Genomic DNA, 14,052 nt, shown 5'->3' on the forward strand with positions numbered 1-14,052 from the left:
ACCGGCCTCAGCCACGGCGAGTACGGCCGGGCTCTGTCGGGGTCAAACCCTGGACGGGAGCAGAAGGCATGCGGACACGAACGGTGGTCTGGAGGGGCGCGCGCCTCGGCGCGCTGATCGGGGCGTGGCCCGCGGGGATCGCCGGTGTGCTGTGTCTGGTGGCGGCGTTCGTCTTCCTGGTCGGCGGCCAGGAGGGAACGGCGTGGGAGCTGGCGTCGGCGGGCGGGTTCGCCGTACTGGGAAGCATGGCGGTGGGCGTCACCCTGGGCACGGCCACCGGCCTCGTCCTGGCGCTGGCCCCCCGCCGACTCCTGGCACGCCCCCTGCTGCGAGGCCTCCTCGCAGGAGTCACCGCGGCCCTCCCCGTGGCACTGCTGTCCGCCGCCGCCCTGACCGGCGACGGCTACACCCTCGCGAGCTACCCGCCGTCGATCCACGTCCTCACCTGGTCCGCGACCCTGACGATCGCCCTGGTCACAGCGGCACGCAGCGGCGACATCACCGGCTACGGCGCCGAACGCTGACCGGCCCGGCCCTAAACCCCGGCGCGTATCCCTGCCAGGAGGTGGGCGAGGGCGGTGGGCGTGGTGGTGAGAGCCGCGTCCGGGGCGTCGCTCTCACGGAGGTGGAGGGCGGCGGGCACGGGGGTGGGGGAGGCGGCGAGTTCGACGCAGGCGTTGCCCTCGGCGCCGCCGGAGAACGTGGATTTCTGCCAGGACGCGGCGAGTTCCACACAGGTGCTGCCCTCACTGCCGTCGGAGAAGGTGGACTTCTGCCAGTTCAGGTCCTGGGCCATGGGGTGCCTCACAGTTCCTTCGCCATGTTGTGGATGAAGTCCCGGGACGTCGTGGGGCTCAGCGACGCCTTCTCCACCTTAGAGAACAGTGCTCGGAGCGCCTTCAGTTGGGGCTCCGCGTCGATGAACAGGGTTCCGGCGGGGGAGTCCCGGAGCACTGTGTCCAATTGAGGTACGGCGCCGCCGGTGTATAGCATCGCGGCTCCCGCGCCGGCGAAGCCCTCCTGATCGGTGGGGATGACGCGTACGGTGGCGTTCCCCTGCTCGATCTGCTCCAGCATGTTGCGGAGTTGAGCGAGCGAGGTCCGACGGTCGGCCACGCGGATGCGCAGCGCGAACTCGTGCACGATCGTCTCGTACGGGGTGCGGTGGTCGCCCTCGATGACGGTGCGGCGCTTCATCCGGTGCTCCACCCGAGGTGTCAGCTCGCTCTCGGGCAGTCCTGGATTCATGTAACCGAAGACCGCACGGGCGTAGTCCGGGGTCTGGAGCAGCCCTGGGACATTCGTGATCACGACCTCGCGGAGGAATGCAGCGTGGTGCTCGACTTCGGCGACGTTCAAGTACACCGGGGGCAGCACCCCTCGGTACTCCTCCCACCAACCGCGCGTGCGGTCGTTCGCCATAGCTACCAAGGCCTCGATCAACGCCTCGTCTGTACAGGCGTAGTGGGCGGCCAAGCGGCGTACGCGTTCCGCGCTCACCCCCGCGACGCCTGACTCGATCTGGCTCATCTGGACGGCGTCCGCTCCGAGCAGCGCAGCTGCCTCGCGGGACTTCATGCCCGTCGCCTCGCGGAGTTTGCGCAGCTCGGCACCCAGGCGCACCCGGCGGGCCGTGAGATGCCTCTTGGGTGGCACCGGCACCTCCTCGTACTCAACTGCACTGTTGACGTACCTCGTTCGGGGCCAGGATAGGGCAACGGCTTGCGTCTTCCTAATGTTAGGAAATGCCGTCAGTGACGCGACCTTCACGCTGCGGAAGCGCACCGCCCCGTCCTGCCATGACGGCTGCGGCACTGCCACCGTGCCCCCAACCACCCCACCCCCAACCGGAGTTGACGTATGTCCGAACCCTGGGAGTACTCCCTCTACATCCCCACCGACCCCCGCGCCGTCACCGTCTGCCGCCGCACCCTGCGTCTGGTCCTCACCCTCCACGGACTCGTCCACCTCGCCGACACGGCGGAGCTGCTCGCCTCGGAGTTGATGTCCAACGTCGTCCTGCACACCAAGGGGCCGGGATGTCTGCGCATCCGTTTCCGGGACGGCGTCCTGCAGATCGGCGCGTGGGACGCCGACCCCGAACGGCCGTAGCCGCCAAGCCGGTTGGAGGAGCTCGGCGACGCCGAGACCGGCCGGGGCATGGCCCTGGTGCGGGCCTGCTCGGACCTCTGGCACTGGCAGCCGCTGTCCCGCATGGGGCATCGAGGCAAGTTGGTCTGGTGCGAACTGAATGCGGCGTAGCTCGTTGATCACGTCAGACAGAAAGGACAGCCGATGGTCGGTTCGTCGCACGAAGCCCTGCACCGGATCTTCCAGAAGGATCCCGCGCTTTTGACCCGTGCCCTGCAACAGGTGTTACACGTCCCTTTCCCCGAGCCGCACGACTTCGCGGCCATGAACATCGACCTCACCGAGATCGAGCCCGTCGAGCGGCGCGTGGACACGCTGCTGCGGGCCGAGACGGACGAGGGCGCGTACCTGCTGGTCGTGGAGTCGCAGGGGAATCCCGACGAACGGAAGCGGGGCAGCTGGCCGTACTACCTCAGCTACCTCTACGAGAAGTTCCGCTGCGAGCCTGTGCTGATCGTCGTCACCCAGAGCAGCGCCACGGCTCGCTGGGCGGCCAAGCCCATTGATCTGGGGGTGCGGGGGTGCCCGTCGTTGACCGTGCGGCCGTTCGTGCTCGGCCCCGACAGCGTGCCGGTGATCACAGACGTCCGGGAGGCCGAGCGGGACCCGACGCTTGCGGTGCTTTCGGCGATGACACACGGTCGGGGGCGCAAGGCCACCGGCATACTGGAATCGCTGGCAGCGGCCTTGAAGACCATTGACGCGGACACCGCCGCGGTCTTGGTGCAGTTCGTCGACTCGTGCCTGACAGACGCTCAGGCCCGTCAGATGTGGAGGGACCTCATGACGTCGATGCAGTACTTCTGGCGACACCCGCTCGCCGAAGAGGTGCGGGGGCAAGGGATCGAGCAGGGCATCGAGCAGGGCATCGAGCAAGGAAAGATCGTGAAAGGCGTCGAGATGACGCTGAACATCCTGCGCTGGCGCGGCATCGATGTCCCCGATCGCGTTCGTGAGCGCGTCGAATCCTGCACCGACCTCGACCAGCTCGCCGTCTGGTCCGAGCGGGCCGTCCACGCGACCGCCGCCGACGACCTGTTCGCCGCCGAGTAACCCACCCTCAGGGAGCAGCGTGGCGCTGGAACCGCGATCGCGCGCGGTTCCAGCCCCGCCCCGGCGACCCGCTACTCCGGCGAAGCCTTCTCCTCCGGCGCCGGTACCGGCGGTGCGGGTGGCGCCGTGGGGCGCAGCTTCAGCCAGGCCAGGAAGAAGACGCCCAGGGCCAGCATCCCCAGCCCCGTCCACAGGTTGATGTTGATCCCCTGCGCCTTGTCGATCTCCGCGGCGCCGTCCGTGAGGCCGGCGATCGTGACGATCACGCCGTACACGACGAACAGACCGCCGATGATGCGGCGCAGGTCGAAGATGCGGGCCGCGGTCGCGGACTTCTCCTCGAGTTCCGTGACCTCCCGCTGGACGTCGGCCTCGGAGTACCCGGCATGCCGCAGCCGCTCCACGCGCTCCGCACGCGCCGCCTGCTCGTCGGGTTCGAATTGCTCGGACATGGTCCTTCCATTCTCCCGCAGTAGTCGTGACGGGGCTTGGGCGACGGGGCTCAGAACGAGAACGGGATGTAGCAGGCGGCGGCCAGGATCACCGCGCCCCAGCCCAGCAGCGCGGGCCGCCGGTACCACGCGTCGTCGCCCGCCGCCGGCGGCTCGGCCATACCGGGCGAGACGGTGCCGTACACCAGGCCCTGCAGCTCCTCGTCCGGCTTCGGGGCGGTGAACAGCGACACCGCCACCATCACCACCGCGCCCGCCACGAACCCCGCGATCGCCGACACGAAGTTCGCGCCCTGGTCGGTGGGGATGCCGATGACGTCCTGCTTGTAGAGGACGAAGTAGTTGACCATCGCCGCCGTCGTGCCGGCCAGCAGGCCCCAGAACCCCGATTTCTTCGACGCCCGCTTCCAGAACATGCCGACGATGAAGACGACGAACATCGGGACGTTGAAGAAGCTGAACAGCGTCTGCAGGTAGCTCATGATGTTCGAGAAGGACGACGCCAGGAACGCCGTGCCCACCGACGCCGCCACGCCGATCGCCGTGATCAGACGGCCGAAACGGACGTAGTACGCGTCCTCCCTGCCGATCACCACGTACTTCGCCCAGATGTCGTTGGTGAACACCGTGTTGAACGACGACACGTTCGCCGCCATGCCCGCCATGAACGCGGCCAGCAGACCCGTCACCGCGATGCCCAGCACCCCGTTCGGCAGGAGCTGTTCCATCAGGTAGGGGATCGCGTCGTTGTACTGGAGGTCGGAGCCAGCCGTGCCGATCTTCGGCACCAGCACCGCCGCCACCAGCCCCGGGATCATCACCAGGAACACGATGAAGATCTTCGGGTATGCGGCGATCAGCGGAGTGCGCTGCGCCGCCGACAGGTTCCTCGCCGACAGGGCCCGCTGGACCTCCGCGAAGTTCGTCGTCCAGTAGCCGAAGGACAGAACGAACCCGAGCCCCAGCACGATCGTCAGCCAGTTCGCGCCCAGCGGGTTGGCGCTGCCGATGCCCGTGCCGCCCCACGCGCTGACGAAGTTGTCGCCGTGGGTCGCGGTCAGCTTGTCGCTCAGGCCGTCCCAGCCGCCCACCTTCTTCAGGCCGAGCACCGACAGCGGGATGAGGGCCGCCAGGATCACGAAGAACTGGAGCACCTCGTTGTAGATCGCCGAGGACAGGCCGCCGAGGGTGATGTACGCCAGGACGAAGAAGCCCGCCACCACGATCGCCACCCACTGCGGCCAGCCCAGCAGCGCCTCGACGACGATCGCCAGCGCGTACAGGTTCACCCCGGCGATGAGGATCGCGGCGAACGCGAAGAGGGCCGAGCTCAGCAGATGGGCCCCCTTGTCGAAGCGCAGCAGCAGCATCTCCGGGACCGAGCGGACCTTGCTGCCGTAGTAGAACGGCATCATCACCAGGCCCAGGAACACCATCGCCGGGATCGCGCCGATCCAGTACCAGTGGACGGTGTACGCCCCGTACTGCGCGCTGTTCGCGGCCATGCCCAGGATCTCGGTGGCGGCCAGGTTGGCCGAGATGAACGCGAGGCCCGTGATCCAGGCGGGCAGGGAGCGGCCGGAGAGGAAGAAGTCGAGACTGGTCCTCACCGAGCGGCGGGCGGCGAAGCCGATGCCCAGGACCACGACGAAGTAGATGCCGAGGATCGTGTAGTCGAGCCAGTTCGTCGGCAGCCGCAGCTCTGCCGCCAGCTGTGCTGCCGTATGTACCGTTTCTGTGGGGGTTCGCATGCACTGCTCACTTCGCTTGGTGTTCTTTGTTTGGTTGTGGTGGTGACAGGCGTGGGGGTTTATGGTTTTATGTGTTTGATTCTGTTTGAAGCTTCGCTAGGTGTACTGAGCCAGGCCCGCGGGCCTGAGGTACGGATGGAGAGTCGCGGTGAAGAAGACCTCGACCCGCTTGGCCGACGGTCGTGAGCTGATCTACTACGACCAGCGGGACGACTCGGTGCGCGACGCGGTGGACAAGCGGCCGCTGGACCGCACGGTCACCACTTCGGAGGTGCGACGGGACCCGCTCCTCGGCGATTCCATCGCCGTGGCCTCCCACCGGCAGGGGCGCACGTACCACCCGCCGGCCGACGAGTGCCCGCTCTGCCCCTCGCAGGGCGACCGGCTGAGCGAGATCCCGGACTCGTCGTACGACGTCGTCGTCTTCGAGAACCGTTTCCCCTCCCTGGCCGGCGACTCCGGGCGCTGCGAAGTGGTCTGCTTCACCTCCGACCACGACGCGTCCTTCGCCGACCTCACCGAGGAGCAGGCACGGCTCGTCCTCGACGCGTGGACGGACCGGACGTCCGAGCTGTCGCATCTGCCCTCCGTGGAACAGGTGTTCTGCTTCGAGAACCGTGGCGCCGAGATCGGTGTGACCCTGGGTCACCCGCACGGGCAGATCTACGCCTACCCGTTCACCACCCCCCGCACCGCCCTGATGCTGCGTTCGGTCGCCGCGCACAAGGAGGCCACCGGCGGGGAGAACCTCTTCGACGCCGTCCTGGAGCGCGAACTCGCCGACGAGCGGGTCGTCCTGGAGGGCGAACACTGGGTCGCCTTCGTGCCGTACGCCGCCCACTGGCCGTACGAGGTGCACCTCTACCCCAAGCGCCGGGTGCCCGACCTGCTGGCCCTCGACGAGGACGCGCGCACAGAGTTCCCCAAGGTGTATCTGGAACTGTTGAGGCGCTTCGACCGGATTTTCGGCGAAGGTGAACCGTCCACGCCGTACATCTCCGCCTGGCACCAGGCGCCGTTCGGCGCGCTGGAGGAGTTCGAGGGCGTCAACCGGGACGACTTCGGGCTCCACCTGGAGCTTTTCACCATCCGCCGCACTTCCGGCAAGCTGAAGTTCCTCGCGGGCTCCGAATCCGGCATGAACGTCTTCATCAACGACATCCGGCCGGAGGCTGCGGCACAGCGACTGCGAGAGGTAGCGAGTTCATGAGCGGGAAGTACCTGGTCACCGGCGGCGCGGGGTACGTCGGCAGTGTCGTCGCCCAGCACCTGCTGGAGGCCGGACACGAGGTCGTCGTCCTCGACAACCTCTCCACCGGCTTCCGCGAGGGCGTCCCGGCGGACGCCTCGTTCATCGAGGGTGACATCCGCGACGCCCGCAAGTGGCTCGACCCCTCCTTCGACGCCGTCCTCCACTTCGCCGCGTTCTCGCAGGTCGGCGAGTCCGTCGTCAAGCCCGAGAAGTACTGGGACAACAACGTCGGCGGCACCATGGCCCTGCTCGGCGCCATGCGCGAGGCGGGCGTGCGCAAGCTCGTCTTCTCCTCCACGGCCGCCACCTACGGCGAGCCCGTCAACACCCCGATCACCGAGACCGACCCCACCGCGCCGACCTCCCCCTACGGCGCCTCCAAGCTCGCCGTCGACCACATGATCACCGGCGAGGCCGCCGCCCACGGGCTCGGCGCCGTCTCCCTCCGGTACTTCAACGTGGCCGGCGCCTACGGCGCGCAGGGCGAGCGGCACGACCCCGAGTCGCACCTCATCCCGCTCGTCCTCCAGGTCGCGCAAGGCCGCCGCGAGGCCATCTCCGTCTTCGGCGACGACTACCCGACCCCCGACGGCACCTGCATCCGCGACTACATCCACGTCGCCGACCTCGCCGAGGCCCACCTCCTCGCCGTCGCCGCCGCCAAGCCGGGCGAGCACCTCGTCTGCAACCTCGGCAACGGCAACGGCTTCTCCGTCCGCGAGGTCATCGAGACCGTCCGCCAGGTCACCGGCCACCCGATCCCCGAGGTCATGGCCCCGCGCCGCGGCGGCGACCCGGCCGTCCTGGTCGCCTCGGCGGCCACCGCCCGCGAGCAGCTGGGCTGGAACCCGTCCCGCGCGGATCTCGCGGGTATCGTCGCGGACGCGTGGGAGTTCGCGCAGCACATCGCAAGCAGTGCAGCAAGGGAGCGGTAGTGGGGGCACAGGAAGTGCGCGAGGGGTTCGTCCGGCTGTACGGGACCGAGCCCGAGGGCGTCTGGGCGGCGCCCGGCCGCGTCAACCTCATCGGTGAGCACACCGACTACAACGACGGCTTCGTGATGCCCTTCGCGCTGCCGCACATCGCCGTCGCGGCGGTCTCACGGCGCGCGGACGGCCTGCTGCGCCTGCACTCGGCCGACCTCGACACCGGCGTCGCCGAACTCCGCCTGGACGAGCTGACGCCCGAGTCCGACGACGCCTGGACGGCGTACCCGGCCGGCGTCGTCTGGGCGCTGCGCGAAGCCGGCCACCCGGTCACCGGCGCCGACATCCACCTGTCCTCGACGGTCCCGTCGGGCGCGGGCCTGTCGTCCTCGGCGGCCCTGGAGGTCGTCGTCGCCCTCGCCCTCAACGACCTGTACGAGCTCGGGCTGCAGCGCTGGCAGCTGGCCCGCCTGTGCCAGCGCGCCGAGAACGTCTACGTCGGCGCCCCCACCGGCATCATGGACCAGACGGCGTCCGCGTGCTGCGAGGCCGGCCACGCGCTGTTCCTCGACACCCGCGACCTCTCCCAGAAGCAGATCCCCCTCGACCTGGCCGCCGAAGGACTGCGGCTGCTGGTCGTCGACACCCAGGTCACGCACGCCCACAGCGGCGGCGAGTACGGCAAGCGCCGGGCGGGCTGCGAGAAGGGCGCCGCGCTGCTCGGCGTCGACGCCCTGCGGGACATCCCCTACGCCGACCTGGACGCGGCCCTGGCCCGGCTCGGCGACGAGGAGGAGGTCCGCCGCCTGGTCCGGCACGTGGTCACCGAGGACCAGCGGGTGGAGCAGGTCGTCGCCCTCCTGGAGTCGGGCGGCGACACCCGTGCCGTCGGCCCGGTCCTGACGGCCGGCCACGCCTCCCTGCGGGACGACTTCCAGGTGTCCTGCCCCGAGCTGGACCTCGTCGTCGACACCGCCCTCGCGCACGGCGCGCTCGGCGCGCGCATGACGGGCGGCGGCTTCGGCGGCTCGGCGATCGTCCTAGCCGAGGCGACCGACGTCGAAACCCTCACCAAGGCCGTCGAAGAGGCCTTCGCCGCCGCGGACTTCAAGGCGCCGAGGGTGTTCGAGGCGGTGCCCGCGGCGGGGGCACGACGCGTGAACTGAGCAGGCCCGGTGGGGCGGTGGGGGCGCCCGTAAGGGTTTCGCCCCCACCGCCCCTTCCCGTTTGCGACTTCCCGTTTCCGGCCCTTACCCGGGTCGTCCTACCCGCGTCGCCCTACCCGCGTCGTCCTACCCGAGTCGCTTCGTCAGCGTGTACTCCGTGATGCCCGGCGGGTAGTCCTCGATCACGCACACCACGTCGTAGCCCTGCCGTTTGTAGAACTCCGGCGCCTGGAAGTCCCAGGTCTCCAGGCGTACGCGGTCGCAGCCCCGTTCCTCGGCGGCGACGCGTTCCGCCTGCGCGACGAGGCGGCTGCCCAGGCCCGTGCCCCGGTGCGGGGCGTCCACCCACAGATAGGTGACGTGCAGCCACGTCGTCCAGGTGTGGCCGACCAGACCGCCGGCGAGATCACCCCCGGGGCCGGTGGCCCACACATGGAGCGGCGACTCGCGCTCCGCGGGCGTGCCGCGCAGGGCGCGCAGTGTGGGGGAGGCCTCCGTGTTGGTCTCCAGGAGCCGCGAACGGAGAAGATCGCGTCGGGTCCTGTCGACTTCTGTCTCAAGACGAAACATGCGGCTCACCATAAACGCCCCGGCCAATCAGTTCTGCAATTTTCCTTCCCCTGTCAGCCCACGGCCCTACCCTGTGAACAGCACCGGTGGGGGCCGGTGCCGATCAGGGGGCGAGACAGTCGGGTACGACGCCCGCGGTGGGGGTAGCAGTCTCTGCACGGCGGCGGCCGTGCGGTCCTGGCGCCCTCTCCGGGCGTCGTACCCGCGCAGGTCTCCGTTCTCCGTCTCCGGACCTTGGGGTATCCCCTGCTCTGTCAAGGAGCTTGGGGAAGGGGGTTTCGTGGTTCGCATCCGAGTCCTGGTCGTCGACGACCACCGTATCTTCGCCGAGTCGCTCGCCGCGGCGCTGGCGGCCGAGCCCGACGTGGACGTGTCCGCGGCCGGCAGCGGCCCGGCGGCGCTGCGCAGCCTGGAGCGCGCGGCCGCCGAAGGGCGCCGGTACGACGTGCTGCTCGTCGACGCCGATCTGGGCGGCGCCCTGCCCGGCATACGGCCCGCAGTGCCCGTGCAGGAGGTGGGCGAGGACGGGCTCGTCGACGGGATCTCGCTGGTCGCGGGCGTGCGCACCGCCCAGCCGCACGTCCGGATCGTCGTCCTCGCCGAGAAGGACGACGCGCGCCGCGCGGCCCTTGCGCTGCAGGCCGGGGCATCCGGCTGGGTGGCCAAGGACTGCTCGCTGTCGCGGCTGCTGACGGTCATCCGGGGCGTGCTGCGCGAGGAGACCCACCTCCCGCCCGCCCTGCTCACCGGCGTCCTGCGCGAGCTGACGGCCGCCCGCAAGCACCGCACCGAGAGCGAACGCCTGGTCGAGTCCCTCACGCCGAGGGAGCGCGAAGTACTGCGCTGCATGGTCGCCGGACTGGGCCGCAAGGCCGTCGCCGACCGCCTGTTCCTGTCCCCGCACACCGTCCGCACCCATATGCAGAACGTCCTCGGCAAACTCGGCGTCCACTCCACCCTCGCCGCGGTCGCCCTTGCCCGCCGGGCCGGCGTCGGACCCGTGGACCTAGCCGGGGATGTTGTCGAACGGGGCGGTCAACTGGCGTAGCAGGGCGGCCAGTTCGCCGCGCTGCGCATGCGAGAGCTCGGCCAGGATCGCCCGCTCCTGGTCGAGCAGTCCGGCGAGCGCCTGATCGGCGCGGTCCTTGCCGTCGTCCGTGAGGCGGACCAGCACACCGCGCCGGTCGCTCGGATCGGGCAGCCGCTCCACCAGGCCCTTCTTCGTGAGCCGGTCGATGCGGTTCGTCATCGTGCCCGACGTGACGAGGGTCTGCGTGAGCAACTGCCCCGGCGAGAGCTGATACGGCGCACCCGCGCGCCTCAGCGCCGTCAGGACGTCGAACTCCCAGGGCTCCAGCTGGTGCTCGGAGAACGCCAGCCGACGGGCACGATCCAGGTGCCGGGCCAGTCTGCTCACCCGGCTGAGTACTTCCAGCGGCTCCACGTCGAGGTCCGGGCGCTCCCGGCGCCACGCTGCGACCAGCCGATCGACCTCGTCCTCCATGACGATCAGTGTAGTGGTTGTGTCGACATGAAGTCTCTTGATGTCGAGTCTCTCAGGTGCGAGCATCTTGAGGTCAAGTTTCTTGACATCGAGAGAGATTGAGGGGGAAGGTGCAAGGCATGACGACGACCAACCCTTCCTGGGACCCCGCCCAGTACCTGCGTCACGCCGGCCACCGCGCCCGCCCCTTCGCCGACCTCCTCGCCCGCGTTCCCGACCTGCCCGGCGACCCGCCCCGCATCGGGGACCTCGGCTGCGGCCCCGGCAATGTCACCGCCGTCCTCGCCGACCGCTGGCCCACCGCCCGCATCACCGGCTACGACAACTCGCCCCAGATGCTCGCCGACGCCGCGGCGCACGCCGGCGCGGGCCTCGACTTCGCGTACGCCGACCTCGCCACCTGGGCGCCGCAGGAGACGTACGACCTGCTCGTGTCCAACGCCGCACTGCACTGGGTGCCCGGTCACCTCGACGCCTTCGCCGGCTGGCTGGACGGCCTCGCCCCCGGCGGCACCTTCGCCTTCCAGGTCCCCCACAACATCGACGCGCCCCTGCACGCCCTCATGCGCGAACTCGGCGACACGCCCCGCTGGAAGGACCGCCTCGGCGACGTGCTGCGCCACGAGGACTCCGTGCACGCCCCCGGCGTCTACCTCGACCGCCTCGCCCACCTCGGCTGCGAGACCGACGTCTGGACGACCACGTACTTCCACGTCCTCACGGGCGACGACCCCGTCCTCGACTGGGTCAGGGGCACCGGCCTGCGCCCCGCCCTCGACGCCCTCGCCGACGACCCCGAGGCCCGGGACGCCTTCGTCACCGAATACCGCGACCTGCTCCGCACGGCCTACCCGAGCGCCGAGTACGGCACGGTCCTGCCGTTCCGCCGACTGTTCGCGGTGGCGACGAAGAGCGCCTGAGCCGGTGTTTGAACCGGCTGCACAAGGCCACTCGGGGTGGCATCGAAGTCGGATGTGGCGATGCGGCTGGGAGTGATACACGGTGGCGAAGGACCAGAAGGCCAAGGCCAAGAAGGAGCAGGTCAAGGGCAAGGCCAAGGAGGTCGTCGGCCGCGCGGCGGGCGACATGAGGATGGAGGCCAAGGGCCGCGCCGGCCAGGCGAAGGGCGACGCCCGCCAGGCCAAGGAGAAGGGGAAGGACGTCTTCAAGCACTGACAGCCCCGCTGAGACCAGCACTGAGACCAGCACTGAGACCAGCACGGACAGCGCTGACCGCGCTGAATGACAGTAAGGCCGCCGCGAGGCCGTCGCCGGCAGGGCGACGGCCTCGCGCTGCGGTACGTCTCCCAGGCCTGTGTGCCTCGGCTGTGCGGGCGGTGCGTATTACGCCTTGCGGCGTCCTATCAGGTGCGGCTTGGCCTCCAGGCCGTCCAGGCCGTGCCAGGCCAGGTTCACCAGGTGGGCCGCCACCTCCGCCTTCTTCGGACGGCGCACGTCCAGCCACCACTGGCCGGTCAGCGCGACCATGCCGACCAGGGCCTGGGCGTACAGGGGGGCCAGCTTCGGGTCGAAGCCGCGGCTCTTGAACTCGCGGCCCAGGATGTCCTCCACCTGCGTCGCGATGTCCGAGATCAGCGACGCGAACGAGCCGGTGGACTGCGGGATGGGGGAGTCGCGGACCAGGATGCGGAAACCGTCCGTGTACTCCTCGATGTAGTCCAGGAGCGCGAAGGCCGCCTGTTCGCAGAGTTCGCGCGGATGGCCCGCCGTCAACGACGAGGTGACCATGTCCAGCAGACGGCGCATCTCCCGGTCCACCACGACCGCGTACAGCCCCTCCTTGCCGCCGAAGTGCTCGTACACCACCGGCTTGGACACCCCGGCCTTCGCCGCGATCTCCTCCACCGACGTGCCCTCGAAGCCCTTCGCCGCGAACAGGGTGCGACCGATCTCCAGCAACTGCTGCCGACGCTCCGCCCCCGTCATCCGGGTGCGTCGCGCGCGCCGCGGCTTCGCGTCACTGCTGGGACTGGAGGTACTGCTGGAGTCGGTCGCCACACCGTCAATCATGCCGCCTCAGCGGCCGCCTTCCCCCGTCGGGAGCCGTCCTCACCCCTGTTGCGACGCGAATCGATACGCGAGCGTGACGGCCAGCGCACGTCGTACGCCCACCCGAGCATCTCGAACCACCGGATGAAGCGGGCGGAGGAGTCCACCTGCCCGCGCATCACGCCGTGCCGCGCCGACGTCGGCTCGGCGTGGTGCAGGTTGTGCCAGGACTCCCCGCACGACAGCACCGCCAGCCACCACACGTTGCCCGACCGGTCCCGCGACTTGAACGGCCGCTTGCCGACCGCGTGACAGATCGAGTTGATCGACCAGGTGACGTGGTGCAGCAGCGCCACCCGCACCAGCGAACCCCAGAAGAACGCCGTGAACGCGCCCCACCAGGACATCGTCACCAGTCCGCCCACCAGCGGCGGCAGCGCCAGCGACAGCATCGTCCAGAACACGAACTGCCGCGAGATCGCACGGATGGCCGGATCCTTGATCAGATCCGGCGCGTACTTCTCCTGCGGCGTCTGCTCCTCATCGAACATCCATGCGATATGGGCCCACCACAGACCCTTCATCAGGGCCGGAACCGTCTCCCCGAACCGCCACGGCGAATGCGGGTCACCCTCCGCGTCGGAGAACTTGTGGTGCTTGCGGTGATCCGCCACCCAGCGCACCAGCGGCCCCTCCACCGCCATCGACCCCATCACCGCCAGCGCGATCCGCAGCGGCCGCTTCGCCTTGAACGAACCATGCGTGAAGTACCGGTGGAAACCGATCGTGATGCCGTGGCACCCCAGGAAGTACATGAAGACCAGCAGGCCGATGTCCAGCCAGCTCACCCCCCAGCCCCACGCCAGCGGCACCGCCGCCAGCACCGCCAGGAACGGGACGATGATGAAGATCAGCAGCGTGATCTGCTCGATCGAACGCTTCTGCTCGCCACCCAGCGTGGCCGAGGGGATAGGGCTGCCGTCGGGTGCCTGGGAAGGGTCTTCGATCACGTTGGAGCCTGTGGTCATGCGCGTCCCCTGGGGGGTCTGGGATTGAGGGAGATGCCATACCGACGGAACCAAGGGCTGTTTCCTACGGTTCCGTAACCTACGGCATCGTAAGTATGGCAGTGCACTACCCGGCGGCAAGAGCCCGCCAACCTGCGCGTCCCCCCGGGAACTATCCTTGGAGACGGTCGGACAGCGCCGTCCGCTCTG

The 14,052-nt window shown here is 69.4% G+C and carries 16 protein-coding genes and 1 pseudogene; 9 read left to right on the plus strand and 8 right to left on the minus strand.

Going from position 1 to position 14,052, the window contains the following annotated elements:
• Positions 1-68: 68 nt before the first annotated feature.
• On the plus strand, positions 69-524 hold the full coding sequence (locus ACIBTS_RS31700; RefSeq protein ID WP_399323902.1) for a hypothetical protein: 456 nt from the start codon (positions 69-71) through the stop codon (positions 522-524).
• Between the two features lie 11 nt (positions 525-535).
• Here the strand turns inward: ACIBTS_RS31700 and ACIBTS_RS31705 are convergent, their stop codons facing one another.
• Both ACIBTS_RS31705 and ACIBTS_RS31710 read right to left on the minus strand, forming a co-directional pair.
• Complete coding sequence (locus ACIBTS_RS31705) at positions 536-796, minus strand: DUF397 domain-containing protein (RefSeq protein WP_399323903.1); 261 nt, start codon at positions 794-796, stop codon at positions 536-538.
• An 8-nt stretch (positions 797-804) separates the two neighbouring features.
• Entirely contained in the window at positions 805-1,656 is an 852-nt protein-coding gene (locus ACIBTS_RS31710) for a helix-turn-helix domain-containing protein (protein WP_399323905.1), read from the minus strand.
• Positions 1,657-1,860: 204 nt separating this feature from the next.
• Here ACIBTS_RS31710 and ACIBTS_RS31715 point away from each other — a divergent pair.
• Positions 1,861-2,262: pseudogene (locus tag ACIBTS_RS31715) on the plus strand (ATP-binding protein).
• A 33-nt stretch (positions 2,263-2,295) separates the two neighbouring features.
• The gene (locus tag ACIBTS_RS31720; RefSeq protein WP_399323907.1) at positions 2,296-3,204 is read left to right on the plus strand and encodes a hypothetical protein; all 909 of its coding nucleotides are present in this window, start codon (positions 2,296-2,298) and stop codon (positions 3,202-3,204) included.
• Between the two features lie 71 nt (positions 3,205-3,275).
• Here the strand turns inward: ACIBTS_RS31720 and ACIBTS_RS31725 are convergent, their stop codons facing one another.
• Both ACIBTS_RS31725 and ACIBTS_RS31730 read right to left on the minus strand, forming a co-directional pair.
• Entirely contained in the window at positions 3,276-3,656 is a 381-nt protein-coding gene (locus tag ACIBTS_RS31725) for a hypothetical protein (RefSeq protein WP_399323908.1), read from the minus strand.
• Positions 3,657-3,706: 50 nt separating this feature from the next.
• Positions 3,707-5,407, minus strand: coding sequence for a sodium:solute symporter family protein (locus tag ACIBTS_RS31730; RefSeq protein WP_399323910.1), 1,701 nt, complete (start codon positions 5,405-5,407; stop codon positions 3,707-3,709).
• Between the two features lie 148 nt (positions 5,408-5,555).
• On the opposite strand from ACIBTS_RS31730, the gene galT reads away from it, so the two are divergent.
• From galT to galK, 3 genes are read left to right on the plus strand one after another with little or no spacing between them, the layout of a single operon-like run.
• Positions 5,556-6,617, plus strand: coding sequence for a galactose-1-phosphate uridylyltransferase (gene galT / locus ACIBTS_RS31735; RefSeq protein ID WP_399323911.1), 1,062 nt, complete (start codon positions 5,556-5,558; stop codon positions 6,615-6,617).
• Complete coding sequence (gene galE / locus ACIBTS_RS31740) at positions 6,614-7,594, plus strand: UDP-glucose 4-epimerase GalE (RefSeq protein ID WP_399323913.1); 981 nt, start codon at positions 6,614-6,616, stop codon at positions 7,592-7,594. Before galT ends, galE begins: the two co-directional genes overlap by 4 nt.
• Positions 7,594-8,751 (plus strand): galactokinase, encoded by a 1,158-nt coding sequence (gene galK, locus ACIBTS_RS31745; RefSeq protein ID WP_399323914.1) that lies wholly within the window; start codon positions 7,594-7,596, stop codon positions 8,749-8,751. The genes galE and galK overlap by 1 nt, the downstream gene beginning before the upstream one ends.
• Before the next feature lie 126 nt (positions 8,752-8,877).
• On the opposite strand, the gene ACIBTS_RS31750 is transcribed toward galK, so the two are convergent.
• Positions 8,878-9,333, minus strand: a complete 456-nt coding sequence (locus ACIBTS_RS31750) for a GNAT family N-acetyltransferase (protein ID WP_399323916.1) — start codon at positions 9,331-9,333, stop codon at positions 8,878-8,880.
• Between the two features lie 268 nt (positions 9,334-9,601).
• Here ACIBTS_RS31750 and ACIBTS_RS31755 point away from each other — a divergent pair, with 268 nt between their 5' ends.
• Complete coding sequence (locus ACIBTS_RS31755; RefSeq protein ID WP_079661766.1) at positions 9,602-10,369, plus strand: response regulator transcription factor; 768 nt, start codon at positions 9,602-9,604, stop codon at positions 10,367-10,369.
• Here ACIBTS_RS31755 and ACIBTS_RS31760 read toward each other — a convergent pair.
• On the minus strand, positions 10,328-10,825 hold the full coding sequence (locus tag ACIBTS_RS31760) for a MarR family winged helix-turn-helix transcriptional regulator (protein WP_079661767.1): 498 nt from the start codon (positions 10,823-10,825) through the stop codon (positions 10,328-10,330). The genes ACIBTS_RS31755 and ACIBTS_RS31760 overlap by 42 nt on opposite strands.
• Positions 10,826-10,944: 119 nt before the next feature.
• Between ACIBTS_RS31760 and ACIBTS_RS31765 the strand changes: the two genes are divergently transcribed.
• Together ACIBTS_RS31765 and ACIBTS_RS31770 are read left to right on the plus strand one after the other, a co-directional pair.
• A complete protein-coding gene (locus tag ACIBTS_RS31765; protein ID WP_399323918.1) occupies positions 10,945-11,745 on the plus strand; it encodes a trans-aconitate 2-methyltransferase in 801 nt (266 codons plus the stop codon).
• A gap of 82 nt (positions 11,746-11,827) precedes the next feature.
• Positions 11,828-12,001: a CsbD family protein gene (locus tag ACIBTS_RS31770; protein ID WP_399323920.1), complete on the plus strand. Its 174-nt coding sequence runs from the start codon at positions 11,828-11,830 to the stop codon at positions 11,999-12,001.
• Between the two features lie 168 nt (positions 12,002-12,169).
• Here the strand turns inward: ACIBTS_RS31770 and ACIBTS_RS31775 are convergent, their stop codons facing one another.
• Both ACIBTS_RS31775 and ACIBTS_RS31780 read right to left on the minus strand, forming a co-directional pair.
• The gene (locus ACIBTS_RS31775; protein ID WP_319673192.1) at positions 12,170-12,856 is read right to left on the minus strand and encodes a TetR/AcrR family transcriptional regulator; all 687 of its coding nucleotides are present in this window, start codon (positions 12,854-12,856) and stop codon (positions 12,170-12,172) included.
• A complete protein-coding gene (locus ACIBTS_RS31780) occupies positions 12,853-13,863 on the minus strand; it encodes an acyl-CoA desaturase (RefSeq protein ID WP_399323921.1) in 1,011 nt (336 codons plus the stop codon). Before ACIBTS_RS31780 ends, ACIBTS_RS31775 begins: the two co-directional genes overlap by 4 nt.
• Positions 13,864-14,052 lie beyond the last annotated feature (189 nt).

Origin of the sequence: Streptomyces sp. NPDC050121, from assembly GCF_044460385.1 — a bacterium.
Lineage (GTDB): Bacteria > Actinomycetota > Actinomycetes > Streptomycetales > Streptomycetaceae > Streptomyces > Streptomyces soliscabiei.

What these genes read in the sequence shown, in the direction of transcription:
- ACIBTS_RS31760 (WP_079661767.1), bottom strand. Translation starts at nt 10,825, where the DNA reads ATGGAGGACGAGGTCGATCGGCTGGTCGCAGCGTGGCGCCGGGAGCGC.
- ACIBTS_RS31700 (WP_399323902.1), top strand. Translation starts at nt 69, where the DNA reads ATGCGGACACGAACGGTGGTCTGGAGGGGCGCGCGCCTCGGCGCGCTG.
- ACIBTS_RS31705 (WP_399323903.1), bottom strand. Translation starts at nt 796, where the DNA reads ATGGCCCAGGACCTGAACTGGCAGAAGTCCACCTTCTCCGACGGCAGT.
- ACIBTS_RS31725 (WP_399323908.1), bottom strand. Translation starts at nt 3,656, where the DNA reads ATGTCCGAGCAATTCGAACCCGACGAGCAGGCGGCGCGTGCGGAGCGC.
- galE (WP_399323913.1), top strand. Translation starts at nt 6,614, where the DNA reads ATGAGCGGGAAGTACCTGGTCACCGGCGGCGCGGGGTACGTCGGCAGT.
- ACIBTS_RS31780 (WP_399323921.1), bottom strand. Translation starts at nt 13,863, where the DNA reads ATGACCACAGGCTCCAACGTGATCGAAGACCCTTCCCAGGCACCCGAC.
- ACIBTS_RS31730 (WP_399323910.1), bottom strand. Translation starts at nt 5,407, where the DNA reads ATGCGAACCCCCACAGAAACGGTACATACGGCAGCACAGCTGGCGGCA.
- ACIBTS_RS31750 (WP_399323916.1), bottom strand. Translation starts at nt 9,333, where the DNA reads ATGGTGAGCCGCATGTTTCGTCTTGAGACAGAAGTCGACAGGACCCGA.
- ACIBTS_RS31720 (WP_399323907.1), top strand. Translation starts at nt 2,296, where the DNA reads ATGGTCGGTTCGTCGCACGAAGCCCTGCACCGGATCTTCCAGAAGGAT.
- ACIBTS_RS31775 (WP_319673192.1), bottom strand. Translation starts at nt 12,856, where the DNA reads ATGATTGACGGTGTGGCGACCGACTCCAGCAGTACCTCCAGTCCCAGC.
- ACIBTS_RS31765 (WP_399323918.1), top strand. Translation starts at nt 10,945, where the DNA reads ATGACGACGACCAACCCTTCCTGGGACCCCGCCCAGTACCTGCGTCAC.